This window comes from Streptomyces sp. WAC05374, assembly GCF_004353505.1.
In the GTDB taxonomy this organism is placed as follows: domain Bacteria; phylum Actinomycetota; class Actinomycetes; order Streptomycetales; family Streptomycetaceae; genus Streptomyces.
Genome location: NZ_SMNQ01000002.1, coordinates 505,988 through 520,661, shown reverse-complemented (window position 1 = coordinate 520,661; position 14,674 = coordinate 505,988). Strand labels below are relative to the sequence as shown.

Genomic DNA, 14,674 nt, shown 5'->3' with positions numbered 1-14,674 from the left:
ACCGAGAGGCCATCTCCGTGAGCACGACACCGCAACTCCCCGGGCCGCGGCCCGCCTTGGACGCCCGCGGGCGCTGGACGGTCCTGGCCGTCTGCTGCCTCAGCATGTTCCTGGTGGGCCTGGACACCACCATCGTCAACGTGGGCCTGCCGGAGATCGGGCGCGCCCTGGGCGTGGGCACGCGGAGCCTCGAGTGGACCGTGGACGCGTACACCCTCGTGCTGGCCGGCCTGCTCATCACCTCCGGCGCCCTGGCGGACCGCTTCGGGCGCCGGCGGGTGTTCCGGACCGGGCTCGTCGTCTTCGGCGCCGCGTCCCTGCTCTGCGCCCTCGCCCCCTCGGTGGGCGTGCTCGTCGCGGCCCGCGCCCTCCAGGGAGTGGGCGCCTCGATGCTCAGCCCGGTCGCCCTCGCCATCGTGGTGAACGCGATGCCCGACCCGAAGGAGCGCGCCCGGGCGATCGGTGTCTGGGCGGCCGTGTTCGGGCTCAGCATGGCGACCGGACCCGTGGTGGGCGGCGCCCTCGTCGACGCCCTCGGCTGGCGGTCGCTGTTCTGGATCAACGCGCCGGTCGTCGTCGCCGCCCTGGTCCTGACCGCGCTGTTCGTTCCCGAGTCCCGCGCCGCCCGCGCCCAGCGGCTCGACCTGCCCGGCCAGGCGCTGCTGACGGCGGTCATCGCCCTGTCCGTGGGCGTCCTCATCGAGGGCCCGCACATCGGGTGGACCTCGCCCCCGGCGCTCGGCGCGTACGCCCTCACGCTGGTGGCCGCGGCCGCGTTCGTACGGGTCGAGTGCCGCCGCCCCGAGCCGCTGATCGACCCCCGGCTGTTCCGGCACCGGGCCTTCAGCGGCGCGGTCCTGGGCGCGGTCGCCGTCTTCGTCGCCCTCAACGTGACCCTGCTGCTCACCACCCTGTACCTCCAGGACGGCCGGGGCTGGACACCGCTGGCCGCCGGTACGGCGACCCTGCCCATGGCGATCGGCGCGACCGTGTGCGCACCCTGGTCCGGCCACCTCGTCGGCCGGGTCGGGCCGCGTACGCCGCTCCTGCTGGCCGGCGGCTTCATGACGGCCGGCGGGCTCGGCCTGGTCGCGCTCGGCCGGGACACCGGCGTGCCGCTGCTCCTGCTCTCCTACGCGCTCATCGGCATCGGGTTCGGCTTCGCCAACGCCCCGCTCACCAACACCGCGGTGAGCGGCCTGCCCGCCGGCCGCGCCGCCGTCGCGGGCGCCATTACGTCCACCGCGCGCCAGTTCGGCGCCGCGCTCGGCATCGCCATCGCCGGCGGCCTGGTCGCGGGCACCGCGCCCGCCGGGCTCGCCCACGCGTCCCGGCCGGGCTGGGCCCTGGTCGCCGCCTGCGGAGCGTCCCTGGTCCTGGTGGCGTTCGCCTCCCGGCCCAAGCAGCGCCCCGCGGCGGCGTGACGGACACGCTCTAGCGCTCCGAGAGCTCGCTCGGCGCCTCCTGGACCGTCCAGCCGTTGCCGTCCGGGTCCTTGAAGAACACGAACGAGTTCCACGTCTCGCCCTTGCCCTCCGTCCAGCCGCCCGGGCCCACGTGCTGGACGGGGCTGACGTCCACGCCCCGCGACGTCAGCCGCTCGCGCGCCGCCTCGATGTCGGTGACGCAGAGCTGGAGGCCCTGCAGCGAGCCCGGCGCCATGGACGTCTCGCCCGGGGCCAGGGGCATACCGCTCTGGAGGGCGATCGAGCAGCGCGAGCCGGGCGGCGTGAGCTGGATGATGCGGATCCCGGGCGCCACCTCCGTGTCCAGGTCGACCGTGAAACCGCACTTCGTGCCGTAGAAGTCCTTCGCCCGGTCCAGGTCGGCGACGGGCACCACGACGACTTCCAGCGTCCAGTTCATAAGCTCTCCTCCATCGGTGAGTACGTCCATGAAAGCCGGACCGGGCGCGGCGCGCCGCCTCATCGCCGCCACGGGGACCAGTTCAGCCGGTTGTCCAGGCCCAGCGTCGCGAAACCGGCCCCGGTGGCCGCCGGGGCGCCCGCGAACAGCGACCGCCCGGTCTCCCACCGGCCGCCGCCCACCGGCGCCGCCGCCACCGCGCCGGAGGCCGCGCGCACCGCCAGGTGCCCGCCCGACGCTCCCACCGCGCCGTACCCGGCCACGTCACCGGGCACGTCCCGCACCGGCGAGGCGGGGTGGCCGCTGCCGGCGAAGCGGGCCGTCCGGACGTCACCGGAGGCGGGCTTGCGGAACCACAGCCGCACGCCGTCGGCACCGTCCGGCGTGGCGCTCAGCGCCACCGTGGTGGCCGGCAGCCCGGTCGGCACCGGACCGGCCACCGGGCCGCCCGGGGCCGCCTGCGCCCAGGCCACCACCGTCGCCGGGGTCGCCGCGAACACATGACCGCGCCCCGTCGCGTCCACCGCCGCCACCGGGTCGCCCCGCAGGTCACGCCCGCCGGCCGGCCGCCACGGCGACCAGCCGCCGTCCGCCCGCCGGGCGCGCACGCTCATGGAGTGGCCGGCGTCCCGCACGTACACCGTCATCAGGCCCGCCCGGTCCACCAGCACCGCCGGCAGGCTGATGTCGGACGTCCGGGACGCGTCGTCGCGCTCCGGCGTCCCCAGCGAACGCCAGGCGCCGAACGCCCCGCCGGGCGCGGCCTGCACGGACGTCACCACCTCGCGGCGGTACTCCCCGTCCAGTGCGGTGCGCGTGGCGAACACCGCGATCCGGCCGTCCGGCAGCCGCACCGAGGTCACCCCGGCGTCCAGGCCGCCACCCCGCTGGAGGACCGGCCCGGTCCACGGTGAGGCGCCGTCGCGGTGCCACACGGCCAGGCGGCCGTCCAGCACCGAGAACGCGTACAGCTCGCCCTTCCCCGCGCCCCGCTGCACCCAGGAGGCCGAGCCGCCGCGGGCGTGGCGTATCGACTGCGCCCAGCCGTGGCCGGCGGGCCGCGCGGCCACCTTGCGGTCGCCGCAGCCGGCCGGGTCCTCGCAGTAGTCGGTGTGGTCCCACCACGCGTACGTCTTCAGCGTGCGCAGCTTCGCCTCGGTGCTCCTCGGGTCGAGGGAGTGCGGCAGACCACCGGTGGAGTAGCCGAGGTAGTTCTGGACGGCGACCGGCGGGTGCCCGGGGGAGTCCGCGTACCGGGCGAGCGCCGCCTGCGCGAACCGCGCGCCGTACATGTGGTCCTGGTGGTCGGACAGCTTCCCCGTCCGGTCGTTGAGGCCCGGCGTCGGGTCCATCATCCGGACGAAGGTGGGCCGGAAGCGGCCGAGGACGCCGGTGAGCGTCTCGATCACCTGCTCCTTGCCGTACGAGAAGTCCTCGCGGACCGGGGAACCCGCGGCGAGCATGCTCTCCAGTCGCTCCACCCGGCCGTCCCACAGGCCGTGCAGGCTGTGCGGCCGGTCGCCCGTGATGCTGCCCGCCTCGCGGAGCTGGAGCCACACCAGGGTGATCTGCGGCTTGGCCCGCAGCGTGTTCAGCTCGGCCCGGCCGCCCCCGGCCGTCGCCACGGAGGTGCGGTCCCAGGGGCTGGTGCGGTTGCCGGTGGCCATCTCGGCGTACGCCGCGCGTATGCCGTTCTGCCGGGCCTCCGCGTACGCGGCCTTGTCGGCGGGCGGCCGCGGGTCCTGCCGGCGGGCGTTGCGGCCGTCGGACTCACCGGCGGTGAGGTAGACGGACGTGAGGCTGTGCCCGGACGCGATGGACTGGCTGGTGTCCGGGTTCATGAAGAACAGGTCGTCGTCCGGGTGCGCCATGATCTGGAGGACGGAGGCGCCGGCGGTGCGGACCGGCTTGACGGCCTGCGCCTCCGGTACGCCCCTGCTCGGCACGTCGGACGCGTCCGACGGCCCCGTGGTCAGCGCCAGCGTCCCGCCCGTGATGCCGAGGAGCACGGCGATCGGCGCGGCCATGAGCAGGCCGCGGCGGAAGGAGGGCAGGGCGGGGCGAGGCATGGGCGGTGGCTTCCGTGACGCGGGTGGAGTGGTGTGAACCGGCAGGGAAGAGGGGCTTCGCCGCCACCCGGTTCACCGGCCCCGGTGTGGGGTGCCTCACCCCCGCCCGGCGGGGCCGGTCCCGCCGGGCGGTGCCGCCCGGGGCCGATAGGCTCGGACATGGAAGGCGAGTGAGCCGAAGGGGCACGCGGGCGTCGCGAGGCGGATCGCGCGAAGGCCGTGACGTACGCGCGGCCGAGCACGGTCGGGCGTCGGCGCACGCGACAGGCGCCCCGGAGGCGGACCGAGCCGCGGAGAAAAGGGGAGACCGCCGATGACCGTGCCGGTGCCGGGGCGCAGGAGCAGCACCTTCACCCGACTGCTGCGGCACGGCTTCACCGACCCGTCCGCCGCCGAGCGGCTGCTCGACCAGCCCGTGCTGTCGGCCGTGCGCGGCGACCCGGTCCTGCTGGACGCGCTCGGCGCCACCGCCGACCCCGACCTGGCCCTGCGCGGCCTGGTCCGGCTCGCCGAGGCGCAGGGCGACGACGGCCGGCAACTCCTCGGCACCGTCCTGAGCGCCAAGCCGCTGCGCGACCGGCTGCTCGGCGTGCTGGGCGCCTCCGAGGCGCTGGCCGACCACCTGGCCCGGCACCCACGCGACTGGGAGGCGCTCGTCACGTACGAGTCGACCGACCTCCACCCGGGCGTGGCCGACTTCGAGCGCGGACTGGCCGGGGCGACCGATCCGGTGTCGCTGCGCGTGGCCTACCGCCGCTGCCTGCTGGCCATAGCGGCCCGGGACGTGTGCGGCACCACCGACGTCGCCGAGACCGCCGCCGAGCTGGCCGACCTCGCCACGGCCACCCTCCGCAAGGCCCTCGCCATGGCGGGCGCGGCCGCCCCGGAGGACGCCGCGCTGTGCCGGCTCGCGGTCATCGCGATGGGCAAGTGCGGGGGCAACGAGCTGAACTACGTCTCCGACGTGGACGTCATCTTCGTCGCCGAGCCCGCCGACGGCGCCGACGAGGGCAAGGCGATGCAGGCGGCGACCCGGCTGGCCTCCCACCTGATGCGCATCTGCTCCGAGCAGACGGTGGAGGGCACCATCTGGCCCGTCGACGCCAATCTGCGCCCCGAGGGCCGGAACGGGCCGCTGGTGCGCACCCTCTCCAGCCACCTGGCCTACTACCAGCGCTGGGCCAAGACCTGGGAGTTCCAGGCCCTGCTCAAGGCCCGCCCGGTGGCCGGGGACGCGCGGCTCGGCGCCGCGTACATCGACGCCGTCTCACCGCTGGTGTGGCAGGCCGCCGAGCGGGAGAACTTCGTCGCCGACGTGCAGAAGATGCGCCGCCGCGTGGTGGACAACATCCCCGTCGCGCACGTGGACCGCGAGCTGAAGCTCGGGCCCGGCGGGCTCAGGGACGTCGAGTTCGCCGTGCAGCTCCTGCAACTGGTGCACGGCCGCAGCGACGCCACCCTGCACAGCGGCAGCACCCTGGAGGCGCTGAAGGCGCTCGCCGCCGGCGGCTACGTGGGCCGCGCCGACGCCGCGCAGATGGACGAGGCGTACCGCTTCCTGCGGGAGATGGAGCACCGCATCCAGCTCTTCCGGCTGCGGCGGACGCACCTGGTGCCGGAGGGCGAGGAGGACCAGCGGCGGCTCGGACGGTCCCTGGGCCTGCGCACCGACCCGGTCGTGGAGCTGAACCGGGAGTGGAAGCGGCACGCCGCCGTGGTGCGGCGGCTGCACGAGAAGCTGTTCTACCGGCCGCTGCTGGACGCGGTCGCCCAGCTCGCACCGGGCGAGATCCGGCTCAGCGCCAAGGCCGCCGGGCAGCGGCTGGAGGCGCTGGGGTACGCCGATCCGGTCTCCGCGCTGCGGCACCTGGAGGCCCTGTCGTCCGGGGTGACCCGGAAGGCGGCGATCCAGCGGACGCTGCTGCCGGTGCTGCTCGGCTGGTTCGCCGACTCGGCCGACCCCGACGCCGGGCTGCTGGGCTTCCGGAAGGTGTCCGACGCCCTGGGCAAGACGCCCTGGTACCTGCGGCTGCTGCGGGACGAGGGCGCGGCGGCGGAGAACCTGGCGCGGGTGCTGTCCGCCGGGCGGCTCGCCCCGGACCTGCTGCTGCGGGCTCCCGAGGCGGTGGCCATCCTGGGCGCGCCCGAGGGGCTGCGGCCGCGCGGCCGGGACCATCTGGAGCCGGAGATCCTGGCGGCGGTCGGCCGCGCGGAGGACGCCGAACTGGCGGTCGCCGTGGCCCGTGGCGTACGGCGCCGGGAGCTGTTCCGCACCGCGGCCGCCGACATCATCGGCTCGTACGGCACCGAGGACAGCCCCGCCGAGGCGGACCCGGGCGCGCTGGTGGACCGCGTCGGCCAGGCGGTCACCGACCTGAACGCGGCGACCGTCGCGGGCGCCCTGAGGGCCGCCGTGCGGGAGCAGTGGGGCGACACCCTGCCGACGCGGTTCGCCGTCATCGGCATGGGCCGCTTCGGCGGGCACGAGCTGGGGTACGGCTCGGACGCCGATGTGCTGTTCGTGCACGAGCCCCGCGAGGGCGTGGACGAGCAGGAGGCCACCCGGGCGGCGAACGCCGTGGTGGCCGAGATGCGCCGGCTGCTCCAGATCCCGACCGCCGACCCGCCGCTGATCATCGACGCTGACCTGCGCCCCGAGGGCAAGAGCGGGCCCCTGGTGCGCACCCTCAAGTCGTACGCGGCCTACTACCGCCGCTGGTCGCTCGGCTGGGAGAGCCAGGCCCTGCTGCGCGCCGAGCCGATGGCCGGCGACCAGGACCTCGGCCGCCGGTTCATCGCGCTGATCGACCCGCTGCGCTACCCCGAGCAGGGCCTGGACGAGGCCGCCGTACGCGAGATCCGGCGGCTGAAGGCCCGGATGGAGACCGAGCGGCTGCCGCGCGGCGCCGACCCCGCCCTGCACACCAAACTGGGCCGGGGCGGGCTGTCGGACGTGGAGTGGACGGTCCAGCTCCTCCAGATGCGGCACGGGCACACGGTGCCGGGGCTGCGCACCACCCGCACCCGCCGCGCCCTGGCGGCCGCCCGTGACGCGGGCCTGATCGGCGAGCGGGACGCCCGGACGCTGGACGAGGCGTGGGTGCTGGCGACGCGGGTGCGCAACGGCGTGATGCTGGTGCGCGGCCGGGCCGGGGACACCTTCCCCTCCGACGCCCGCGAGCTCGCCGCCGTCGGCCGGTACCTGGGGTACGGGCCGGGACACGCCGGCGAGATGGTCGAGGACTACCGCCGCACCACCCGCCGTGCGCGGGCGGTGGTGGAGGAGCTGTTCTACGGAGGCTAGACCGAGGGCCAGTCGTACGAGGACGTCGGCCGGGCGCCCGGGCCGGTCAGCGGCGCGCCCTCGACAGGAGCGGGGTGCCGGCCCCGGGGGCCACGTGGCGCGGCAGTCGGTGCGGCATGTGGCCGTACCAGACGTACGCCAGGGTGTAGCCGAAGGCCAGGCAGATCAGGCCGCCGACCGCGTCCAGCCAGAAGTGGTTGGCGGTGGCGACGATGACCACCAGGGTGGCGGTCGGGTAGAGGAGCCCGAGGATGCGGCCCCAGGGCGCCTTGGCCAGGGCGTAGATGGTCAGGCCGCACCACAGCGACCACCCGATGTGCATGGACGGCATGGCGGCGTACTGGTTCGACATGTTCTTCAGGTCGCCCGACGCCATGGAGCCCCAGGTCTGGTGGACCAGCACGGTGTCGATGAACTTCTCGGAGGTCATCAGCCGGGGCGGCGCCAGCGGGTACAGGTAGTAGCCGAGCAGGGCGATGCCCGTGGTCGAGAACAGCACCAGGCGGGTCGCGGCGTAGCGGCCGGGATGCCACCGGTACAGCCACACCAGGACACCGATCGTGACGATGAAGTGCAGTGTGGCGTAGTAGTAGTTCATGCCCACGATGAGCCACGTCACCGAGTCGACGGCGTGGTTGACCGTCTTCTCGACGGCGATGCCGAGGGACTGCTCGGCCCGCCAGATCCAGTCGGCGTTGCGCAGCGCCTCGGTCTTCTGCTCCGGGACGGCGTTGCGGATCAGTGAGTACGTCCAGTAGCTCACCGCGATCAGCAGGATCTCGAACCAGATGCGGGGGCGGCGCGGCGCGCGCATCCTCTGCCACAGGGTCCGGCTGTCCGCCACGCGGGCCGGGCCGGGATCGATGGGTGATTCCACCGGTGGTGCCGGGGCCTCGCGGCCTTCCAGTGTCCTCACAGTCGTGTCACCCATGGGCCAAGAGTCTGCCAGATATGTCTGCTCGGTCGATCATCCGTCAGTCGGGTCCTCATCGCCATTGTTACGCCTTTCGGAGGACCGCTGACCCTGAGGGCCGGAGGCGGTTGAACCTCGAACGACCAGCTCGGGCATGAAGACGAACTCGCTGTGGGGGGCGGGGGTGCCCCCGACCTCCTCCAGCAGGGCCCGCACCGCCGCCTGGCCCATCGCCTGCACGGGCTGGCGGATGGTGGTCAGCGGGGGGTCCGTGAACGCTATGAGCGGGGAGTCGTCGAACCCGACGACGGAGATGTCCCGGGGGACGTGCAGCCCCTTCTGGCGCGCGGCACGGATGGCACCCAGTGCCATCATGTCGCTGGCGCAGACGACCGCGGTGCAGTCCCGGTCGATCAGCGCGGTCGCCGCCGCCTGGCCGCCCTCCAGCGTGTACAGCGAGTGCTGGATGAGCTCCTCGCACTGCTCCGGCGCCAGCCCCAGCCGCGCCTGCATGCCCAGGCGGAAGCCCTCGATCTTGCGCAGGACGGGCACGAACCGCTTCGGGCCGACCGCCAGCCCGATCCGGGTGTGGCCGAGCGAGGCGAGGTGGGTGACGGCGAGCTGCATCGCGGCCCGGTCGTCGGGGGAGACGAACGGTGCCTGCACCTTGGGGGAGAAGCCGTTGATGAGGACGTACGGCACGCCCTGGCCGCGCAACTGGTCGTAGCGCGTCATGTCGGCGGTGGTGTCGGCGTGCAGTCCGGAGACGAAGATGATGCCGGAGACGCCCCGCTCGACGAGCATTTCGGTGAGTTCGTCCTCGGTGGAGCCACCGGGGGTCTGGGTGGCGAGGACGGGCGTGTAGCCCTGGCGGGTCAGTGCCTGGCCGATGACCTGGGCCAGGGCCGGGAAGATCGGGTTGTCCAGCTCGGGGGTTATCAGCCCGACCAGACCGGCGCTGCGCTGGCGCAGCCGTACGGGACGCTCGTAGCCGAGCACGTCGAGGGCGGCCAGCACGGACTGGCGGGTGGCCGCGGCCACACCGGGCTTGCCGTTGAGCACGCGGCTGACTGTGGCTTCGCTGACCCCCGCCTGGGCTGCGATGTCGGCTAGCCGCGCGGTCATGGAATGCGACTGTACCGGCCGCACGTCAGCTTGCCCACCAAACGCAGGACTCGGCGGCGAGCAGGACGGTCCGCCCCTCGTCGCCGTGCACCGCTCCGGCCGCCGACTCCCGTGCGGGGGGCGGGACTTTGCCCTCGAGGGACGTGACGTCACGGGCCTGCCCGCCGGGCTCCGGCGCGGGGGCCGGCGTGCTGGCCAGGAGCACCCGGCCGCCCGGGGCGCGCAGCGCGACCGGCCGGTCGCCGAGGTTGAGCGTGCAGACCAGGTCGCCCTGCCAGGGGCCGCTGCCCGCGCCCTTCGCGCGGCGGCGGAAGGCCAGCACCCCGTCCGGCGCGGGCAGCCACTCCACCGTGTCGCCCGCGCCCAGGGCCGGGTGCTCGCGGCGCAGGGCGAGCGCGCCGCGGTACAGCTCCAGCGTCGAGTCCGGGTCGCCGGTCTGGGCCTGGACCGACAGCTCGCGCCACGACGGCGGCTGCGGCAGCCAGCTCCCCGCGGGGCCGAAGCCGTAACTGGGGCCGTCCACCGTCCACGGGATGGGCACCCGGCAGCCGTCCCGCAGCCCGTCCTGGCCCTCGCCCCGCAGGAAGGCGGGGTCCTGGCGGGCCTCGTCGGGCAGCTCCGTGACCTCCGGCAGCCCCAGCTCCTCGCCCTGGTAGACGTACGCCGAGCCGGGCAGCGCCAGCATCAGCAGCGCCGCGGCCCGGGCCCGGCGCAGCCCGGTGGCACCCTCCCCGTACCGCGTGGTGTGGCGCACCACGTCGTGGTTGGACAGCACCCACGTGGTCGGGGCGCCCACGGACGTGGTGGCCCGCAACGAGTCGTCGATGACCCGCCGCATCGCGGCCGCGTCCCAGGGGCAGTTCAGGAACTGGAAGTTGAACGCCTGGTGCAGCTCGTCGGGGCGTACGTACAGCGCGAGGCGCTCCGCCGACGGCGCCCACGCCTCGGCGACGCCGATCCGCTCGCCCCCGTAGGTGTCGAGCAGCCGCCGCCACGCGCGGTGGATCTCGTGGACGCCGTCCTGGTCGAAGAACGGCAGCTTCTGGGTGCCGATGAGCCGGGCCTGCTCGCCGTGCCCGATGTCGGGCATGCCCGGGGCCTTGACCATGCCGTGCGCCACGTCGACGCGGAACCCGTCGACCCCGAGGTCCAGCCAGAACCGCATCACCGACTCGAACTCGGCCCGCACCTCCTCGTTCTCCCAGTTCAGGTCCGGCTGCTCGGGGGCGAAAAGGTGCAGGTACCACGCCCCGTCCGCCACCCGCGTCCAGGCCGGGCCGCCGAAGACGGACTCCCAGTCGTTGGGCGGCAGGGAGCCGTCCGGTCCCTTGCCGGGGCGGAAGTGGTAGCGGTCGCGCCGGGAGCCGGCGAGCGCCTCGCGGAACCAGGGGTGCCGGTCGGACGTGTGGTTCGGGACGATGTCGACGATCACCCGCAGCCCCAGCTCGTGGGCCGTGCGCACCAGGTCGTCCGCGTCGGCGAGGTCACCGAAGAGGGGGTCCACGGCGCGGTAGTCGGCCACGTCGTACCCGCCGTCGGCCTGGGGCGAGGCGTAGAAGGGGGTCAGCCACACCGCGTCCGCGCCCAGCCGGGCCAGGTGGGGGAGCCGCTCCCGGGCCCCGCGCAGGTCGCCGACGCCGTCGCCGTCACTGTCGGCGAAGGAGCGCACGTACACCTGGTAGATCACCGCCTCCCGCCACCATCCCGGGCGGTCGCCGGTCGCGCGTGCACGGTGCAGGTCCTCCGGCGCCCGGACGGGCGAGGTCAGCTCGTGGGCCATGGGCGGTGTCCCTCTCGGTGGGCCGGGATGGGGGCGTCGTACACCTAACGAGGTGAGCGTGGTCGTGCAACGGTCCTGCAAGGTTTACGAAAAGGCTTGCAGGTGCGTCCCGGCCCGCGCAAGCCCGCCCCGCCGCTGCTGTCAAGCGATCCATCGGCAACTGTAGGGACACGCGGATGTAACGATCGGACCGCCTTGCAGAAAATTGCCGCAAGCTCTTTCGGCTCGTTTTCATCCCTGTTACGTTCCTGGCAACCCGGCGCGCCGCGAGGGAGCGGTCTGCAGGAGGCACGAGATCCAGACATGTGATCCGCCTTCGTCTTCCCGGGATCAGTTGAAGGAGTTCACATGCGGCGTGGCATAGCGGCCACCGCGCTGGTCGCGGCCCTCGGTCTGACGACTGCGGCGTGCGGAGGCGACGGCGGCGACCAGGGCGGGTCCAGCAGCTCCGGCGAGCTGTCCGGCACCGTCACCTTCTGGGACACCTCGAACGAGGCCGAGAAGGCGACGTACCAGTCGCTGGCGGAGGGCTTCACCAAGCTGCACCCCAAGGTGAAGGTCAAGTACGTCAACGTGCCCTTCGGCGAGGCCAACGCCAAGTTCAAGAACGCGGCGGGCGGCAACTCCGGCGCCCCCGACGTGATGCGCACCGAGGTCGCCTGGGTCGCCGACTTCGCCAGCCTCGGCTACCTCGCCCCGCTCGACGGCACCCGCGCCATCGAGAACCAGGGCGACTGGCTGCCGCAGGCCGCGGCGAGCACCAAGTTCGACGACAAGACCTACGCGGTCCCGCAGGTCATCGACACCATGGCGCTCTTCTACAACAAGAAGATGCTCAAGGAGGCCGGCGCCGAGGTCCCCACGACCCTCGAGGCGCTGAAGGACGCGTCGGCGAAGGTCAGCAAGAAGTGGCCCGGCAAGACCGGCCTGTACCTCCGCGGTGACGACCCGTACTGGTTCCTGTCCTTCCTCTACGGCGAGGGCGGCGACCTGGTCGACGCCAAGGCCAAGAAGGTCACCATCGACGACGCGTCCGGCGTCAGGGCGTACAAGACCATCAAGGACCTGGTCGACTCGAAGGCGGCGATCACCGACGCCTCCGACGGCTGGAACAACATGCAGAACTCGTTCAAGTCCGGCAAGGTCGCGATGATGCTCAACGGCCCGTGGGCCATCGCCGACTCCCGCGCCGGAGCCGAGTTCAAGGACCCGAAGAACCTGGGCATCGCGCCCGTCCCGGCCGGCAGCGCCGGTCAGGGCTCCCCGCAGGGCGGCTGGAACCTCTCCGTCTACGCCGGTTCCAAGAACCTCGACGCGTCCTACGAGTTCGCCAAGTACATGAGCTCGGCCAAGGTGCAGCAGCAGACCACCGAGAAGCTCAGCCTGCTGCCCACCCGCCTCTCGGTCTACGCGCAGCCGACCGTCTCCAGCAACGAGATGGTCCAGTTCTTCAAGCCCGCCGTCGACAAGGCCGTCGAGCGGCCGTGGATCCCGCAGGGCAACGCGCTCTTCGAGCCGATCCGCCTCCAGATGGCGAACGTCCTGGGCGGCAAGACCACCCCGGAGAAGGCCGCCCAGGAGACGGGCGACGCCTACCGCAAGATGCTCAAGGACTACAAGTAAGCAGTGGGAAGGGCTGACCGACCAATGGCTGTCGAGACCAGCCAGTCGGTGGCGAAGGCCGCGGGCGCGCACAGCGCCCGCGGCCGCGGCCGCCGCACTGACAACACCCCGGGGTCCCCGGGCCCGGGCAGGCTGCGCCGGGCGCTGAGCACCCACTGGTACGCCTGGAGCATGGTCGCTCCGGTGGTGACCGTGATCGGCGTGATCATCGGCTACCCGCTGGCGCGCGGCATCTACCTGTCGCTCACCGACGCCAACGAGGCCAACGTCGAGCGCACGATCGGCGTCAACCACATCCCCGCGACGTACGAGTTCGTCGGTCTCGACAACTACAAGGCCGTCCTCACCGACGAGGTCTTCTGGGACCGCCTCGGCTGGACCGTGGTCTGGACCGTAAGCTGTGTCGCCCTCTCCTTCACCCTCGGCCTCGTCCTGGCCAACATGCTCAACCGCAGGATCAGGGGCCGCGCCTTCTACCGCATGGCCCTGATCCTGCCCTGGGCCGTCCCCGCCTTCGTCTCCGTCTTCACCTGGCGGCTGCTGTTCAACGAGCGCAGCGGCCTGTTCAACAAGCTGCTCGCCGGCGGCGGCATCGACGCGATCTCCTGGCTGAACGACCCCACCTGGGCCAAGATCTCCGTCATCGCCGTCAACGTCTGGCTCGGCGTGCCCTTCATGCTCGTGGCCATGCTGGGCGGCCTGCAGTCCATCCCCGGCGAGCTGTACGAGGCCGCCGAGATGGACGGCGCGACCGCATGGCAGCGGTTCCGCCACATCACGCTGCCCGGGCTGCGGCCGGTCTCCGGCACGGTGATCCTGCTCAGCTCCATCTGGACCTTCAACATGTTCCCGGTGATCTTCCTGCTCACCAGGGGCGGGCCGGGTGACGCCACCGAGATCCTCGTGACGTACGCCTACCGGCTCTCCTTCGTCGTCAGCCCGCGCGACTTCGCGGGATCGGCCGCCTGGGGCGTCCTGATCCTGATCCTCCTGTCGCTCTTCGCGGTGGTCTACCGCCGCGCGCTCCGCAAGCAGGGAGACATGTGGTGAGCACCCACACCCCCACCCGCAAGGTCCGCGCCCGGGGCGAGCGTTCCCCGCTGGCCTCCGTGGGCCTGCACCTGACACTGCTGGTGGCCACCCTCGTCGCGGTCTTCCCGCCGCTGTGGCTGGTGATCACCTCGTTCAAGCCGAAGACCGACGCGTTCGACACCTCGGTCGTCAAGAACTTCACCCTCGGCAACTACACCCACGTCATCGCCGACACCCAGTTCCTGGCCTGGCTCGGCAACTCGCTGGTCGTCGTCGGCATCACCACCGTCATCGGCGTCTTCATCTCCGCCACCACCGGCTACGCCGTCAGCCGCTTCCGCTTCCCGGGCCTCCGGCCCCTGATGTGGCTGCTGCTGATCACCCAGATGTTCCCGGTCGCGGTGCTCATCGTGCCGCTGTACAACCTGCTGGCCTCGCTCGGCATGCTGAACCAGCCGGTCGGCCTGGTCATCACGTACCTCACCGTCGCCGTGCCGTTCTGCGCCTGGATGATGAAGGGCTACTTCGACGGCATCCCGGCCGAGATCGACGAGGCGGGCCGGGTGGACGGCCTCACGCCGTTCGGCACGTTCTGGCGGCTGATCATGCCGCTCGCCAAGCCGGGCCTGGCCGTCACCGCGTTCTACACCTTCATCACCGGCTGGGGCGAGGTCGCGTACGCCTCAGCGTTCATGACCGGCGAGGAGAACCTCACCCTCGCGGGCGGCCTCCAGACCTTCGTCAACCAGTACACGGCCGACTGGGGCTCGCTGACCGCCGCCGCCGTGCTGATCGCGGCACCCGCCGCGGTCATCTTCGGCCTCGTCCAGCGCCACCTGGTCTCCGGCCTGACGGCCGGCGCCACCAAGTCGTAGGAGGCCCGCGGCGGCCGGCCCCCACGCCGGCCGCCCACCTCCGTATCCGGTCCGCGGCGCGCCGGCCCGGCCCGACGCCCACGTCGG

General features: G+C 73.1%; 10 protein-coding genes. 5 read left to right on the top strand and 5 right to left on the bottom strand.

The features are described from left to right. The first annotated feature begins 17 nt into the window (after window positions 1-17). Window positions 18-1,424: an MFS transporter gene (locus E2B92_RS07295; protein ID WP_235023718.1), complete on the top strand. Its 1,407-nt coding sequence runs from the start codon at window positions 18-20 to the stop codon at window positions 1,422-1,424. A gap of 10 nt (window positions 1,425-1,434) precedes the next feature. Here the strand turns inward: E2B92_RS07295 and E2B92_RS07290 are convergent, their stop codons facing one another. Together E2B92_RS07290 and E2B92_RS07285 are read right to left on the bottom strand one after the other, a co-directional pair. Continuing rightward, entirely contained in the window at window positions 1,435-1,866 is a 432-nt protein-coding gene (locus E2B92_RS07290; RefSeq protein ID WP_126883102.1) for a VOC family protein, read from the bottom strand. Window positions 1,867-1,925: 59 nt separating this feature from the next. After that, on the bottom strand, window positions 1,926-3,935 hold the full coding sequence (locus E2B92_RS07285) for a PIG-L family deacetylase (protein WP_126883103.1): 2,010 nt from the start codon (window positions 3,933-3,935) through the stop codon (window positions 1,926-1,928). 313 nt (window positions 3,936-4,248) lie between these two features. On the opposite strand from E2B92_RS07285, the gene E2B92_RS07280 reads away from it, so the two are divergent. Continuing rightward, window positions 4,249-7,239: a bifunctional [glutamine synthetase] adenylyltransferase/[glutamine synthetase]-adenylyl-L-tyrosine phosphorylase gene (locus E2B92_RS07280; protein ID WP_126883104.1), complete on the top strand. Its 2,991-nt coding sequence runs from the start codon at window positions 4,249-4,251 to the stop codon at window positions 7,237-7,239. 46 nt (window positions 7,240-7,285) lie between these two features. Here the strand turns inward: E2B92_RS07280 and E2B92_RS07275 are convergent, their stop codons facing one another. From E2B92_RS07275 to E2B92_RS07265, 3 genes are read right to left on the bottom strand one after another with little or no spacing between them, the layout of a single operon-like run. After that, a complete protein-coding gene (locus tag E2B92_RS07275) occupies window positions 7,286-8,170 on the bottom strand; it encodes a phosphatase PAP2 family protein (RefSeq protein WP_126883105.1) in 885 nt (294 codons plus the stop codon). Window positions 8,171-8,206: 36 nt separating this feature from the next. Continuing rightward, window positions 8,207-9,277, bottom strand: coding sequence for a LacI family DNA-binding transcriptional regulator (locus tag E2B92_RS07270; protein ID WP_126883106.1), 1,071 nt, complete (start codon window positions 9,275-9,277; stop codon window positions 8,207-8,209). Window positions 9,278-9,302: 25 nt separating this feature from the next. Then, window positions 9,303-11,057 (bottom strand): glycoside hydrolase family 13 protein, encoded by a 1,755-nt coding sequence (locus E2B92_RS07265; RefSeq protein ID WP_126883107.1) that lies wholly within the window; start codon window positions 11,055-11,057, stop codon window positions 9,303-9,305. Between the two features lie 348 nt (window positions 11,058-11,405). On the opposite strand from E2B92_RS07265, the gene E2B92_RS07260 reads away from it, so the two are divergent. Genes E2B92_RS07260 through E2B92_RS07250 form a run of 3 tightly spaced genes read left to right on the top strand, consistent with a single transcriptional unit; the run spans window position 11,406 to window position 14,587 of the window. Further along, window positions 11,406-12,680 carry an extracellular solute-binding protein gene (locus E2B92_RS07260; protein ID WP_126883108.1) on the top strand — a complete coding sequence of 425 codons (1,275 nt, stop codon included), beginning with the start codon at window positions 11,406-11,408 and terminating at the stop codon, window positions 12,678-12,680. 24 nt (window positions 12,681-12,704) lie between these two features. After that, complete coding sequence (locus tag E2B92_RS07255) at window positions 12,705-13,730, top strand: carbohydrate ABC transporter permease (protein ID WP_126883109.1); 1,026 nt, start codon at window positions 12,705-12,707, stop codon at window positions 13,728-13,730. Then, the gene (locus E2B92_RS07250; RefSeq protein WP_399430730.1) at window positions 13,727-14,587 is read left to right on the top strand and encodes a sugar ABC transporter permease; all 861 of its coding nucleotides are present in this window, start codon (window positions 13,727-13,729) and stop codon (window positions 14,585-14,587) included. The genes E2B92_RS07255 and E2B92_RS07250 overlap by 4 nt, the downstream gene beginning before the upstream one ends. The last annotated feature ends 87 nt before the right edge of the window (window positions 14,588-14,674 follow it).

Excerpts from the sequence above, each read along its gene's own strand:
- E2B92_RS07290 (WP_126883102.1), bottom strand. The coding sequence starts at position 1,866 with ATGAACTGGACGCTGGAAGTCGTCGTGGTGCCCGTCGCCGACCTGGAC.
- E2B92_RS07270 (WP_126883106.1), bottom strand. The coding sequence starts at position 9,277 with ATGACCGCGCGGCTAGCCGACATCGCAGCCCAGGCGGGGGTCAGCGAA.
- E2B92_RS07285 (WP_126883103.1), bottom strand. The coding sequence starts at position 3,935 with ATGCCTCGCCCCGCCCTGCCCTCCTTCCGCCGCGGCCTGCTCATGGCC.
- E2B92_RS07275 (WP_126883105.1), bottom strand. The coding sequence starts at position 8,170 with ATGGGTGACACGACTGTGAGGACACTGGAAGGCCGCGAGGCCCCGGCA.
- E2B92_RS07280 (WP_126883104.1), top strand. The coding sequence starts at position 4,249 with ATGACCGTGCCGGTGCCGGGGCGCAGGAGCAGCACCTTCACCCGACTG.
- E2B92_RS07265 (WP_126883107.1), bottom strand. The coding sequence starts at position 11,057 with ATGGCCCACGAGCTGACCTCGCCCGTCCGGGCGCCGGAGGACCTGCAC.
- E2B92_RS07255 (WP_126883109.1), top strand. The coding sequence starts at position 12,705 with ATGGCTGTCGAGACCAGCCAGTCGGTGGCGAAGGCCGCGGGCGCGCAC.
- E2B92_RS07260 (WP_126883108.1), top strand. The coding sequence starts at position 11,406 with ATGCGGCGTGGCATAGCGGCCACCGCGCTGGTCGCGGCCCTCGGTCTG.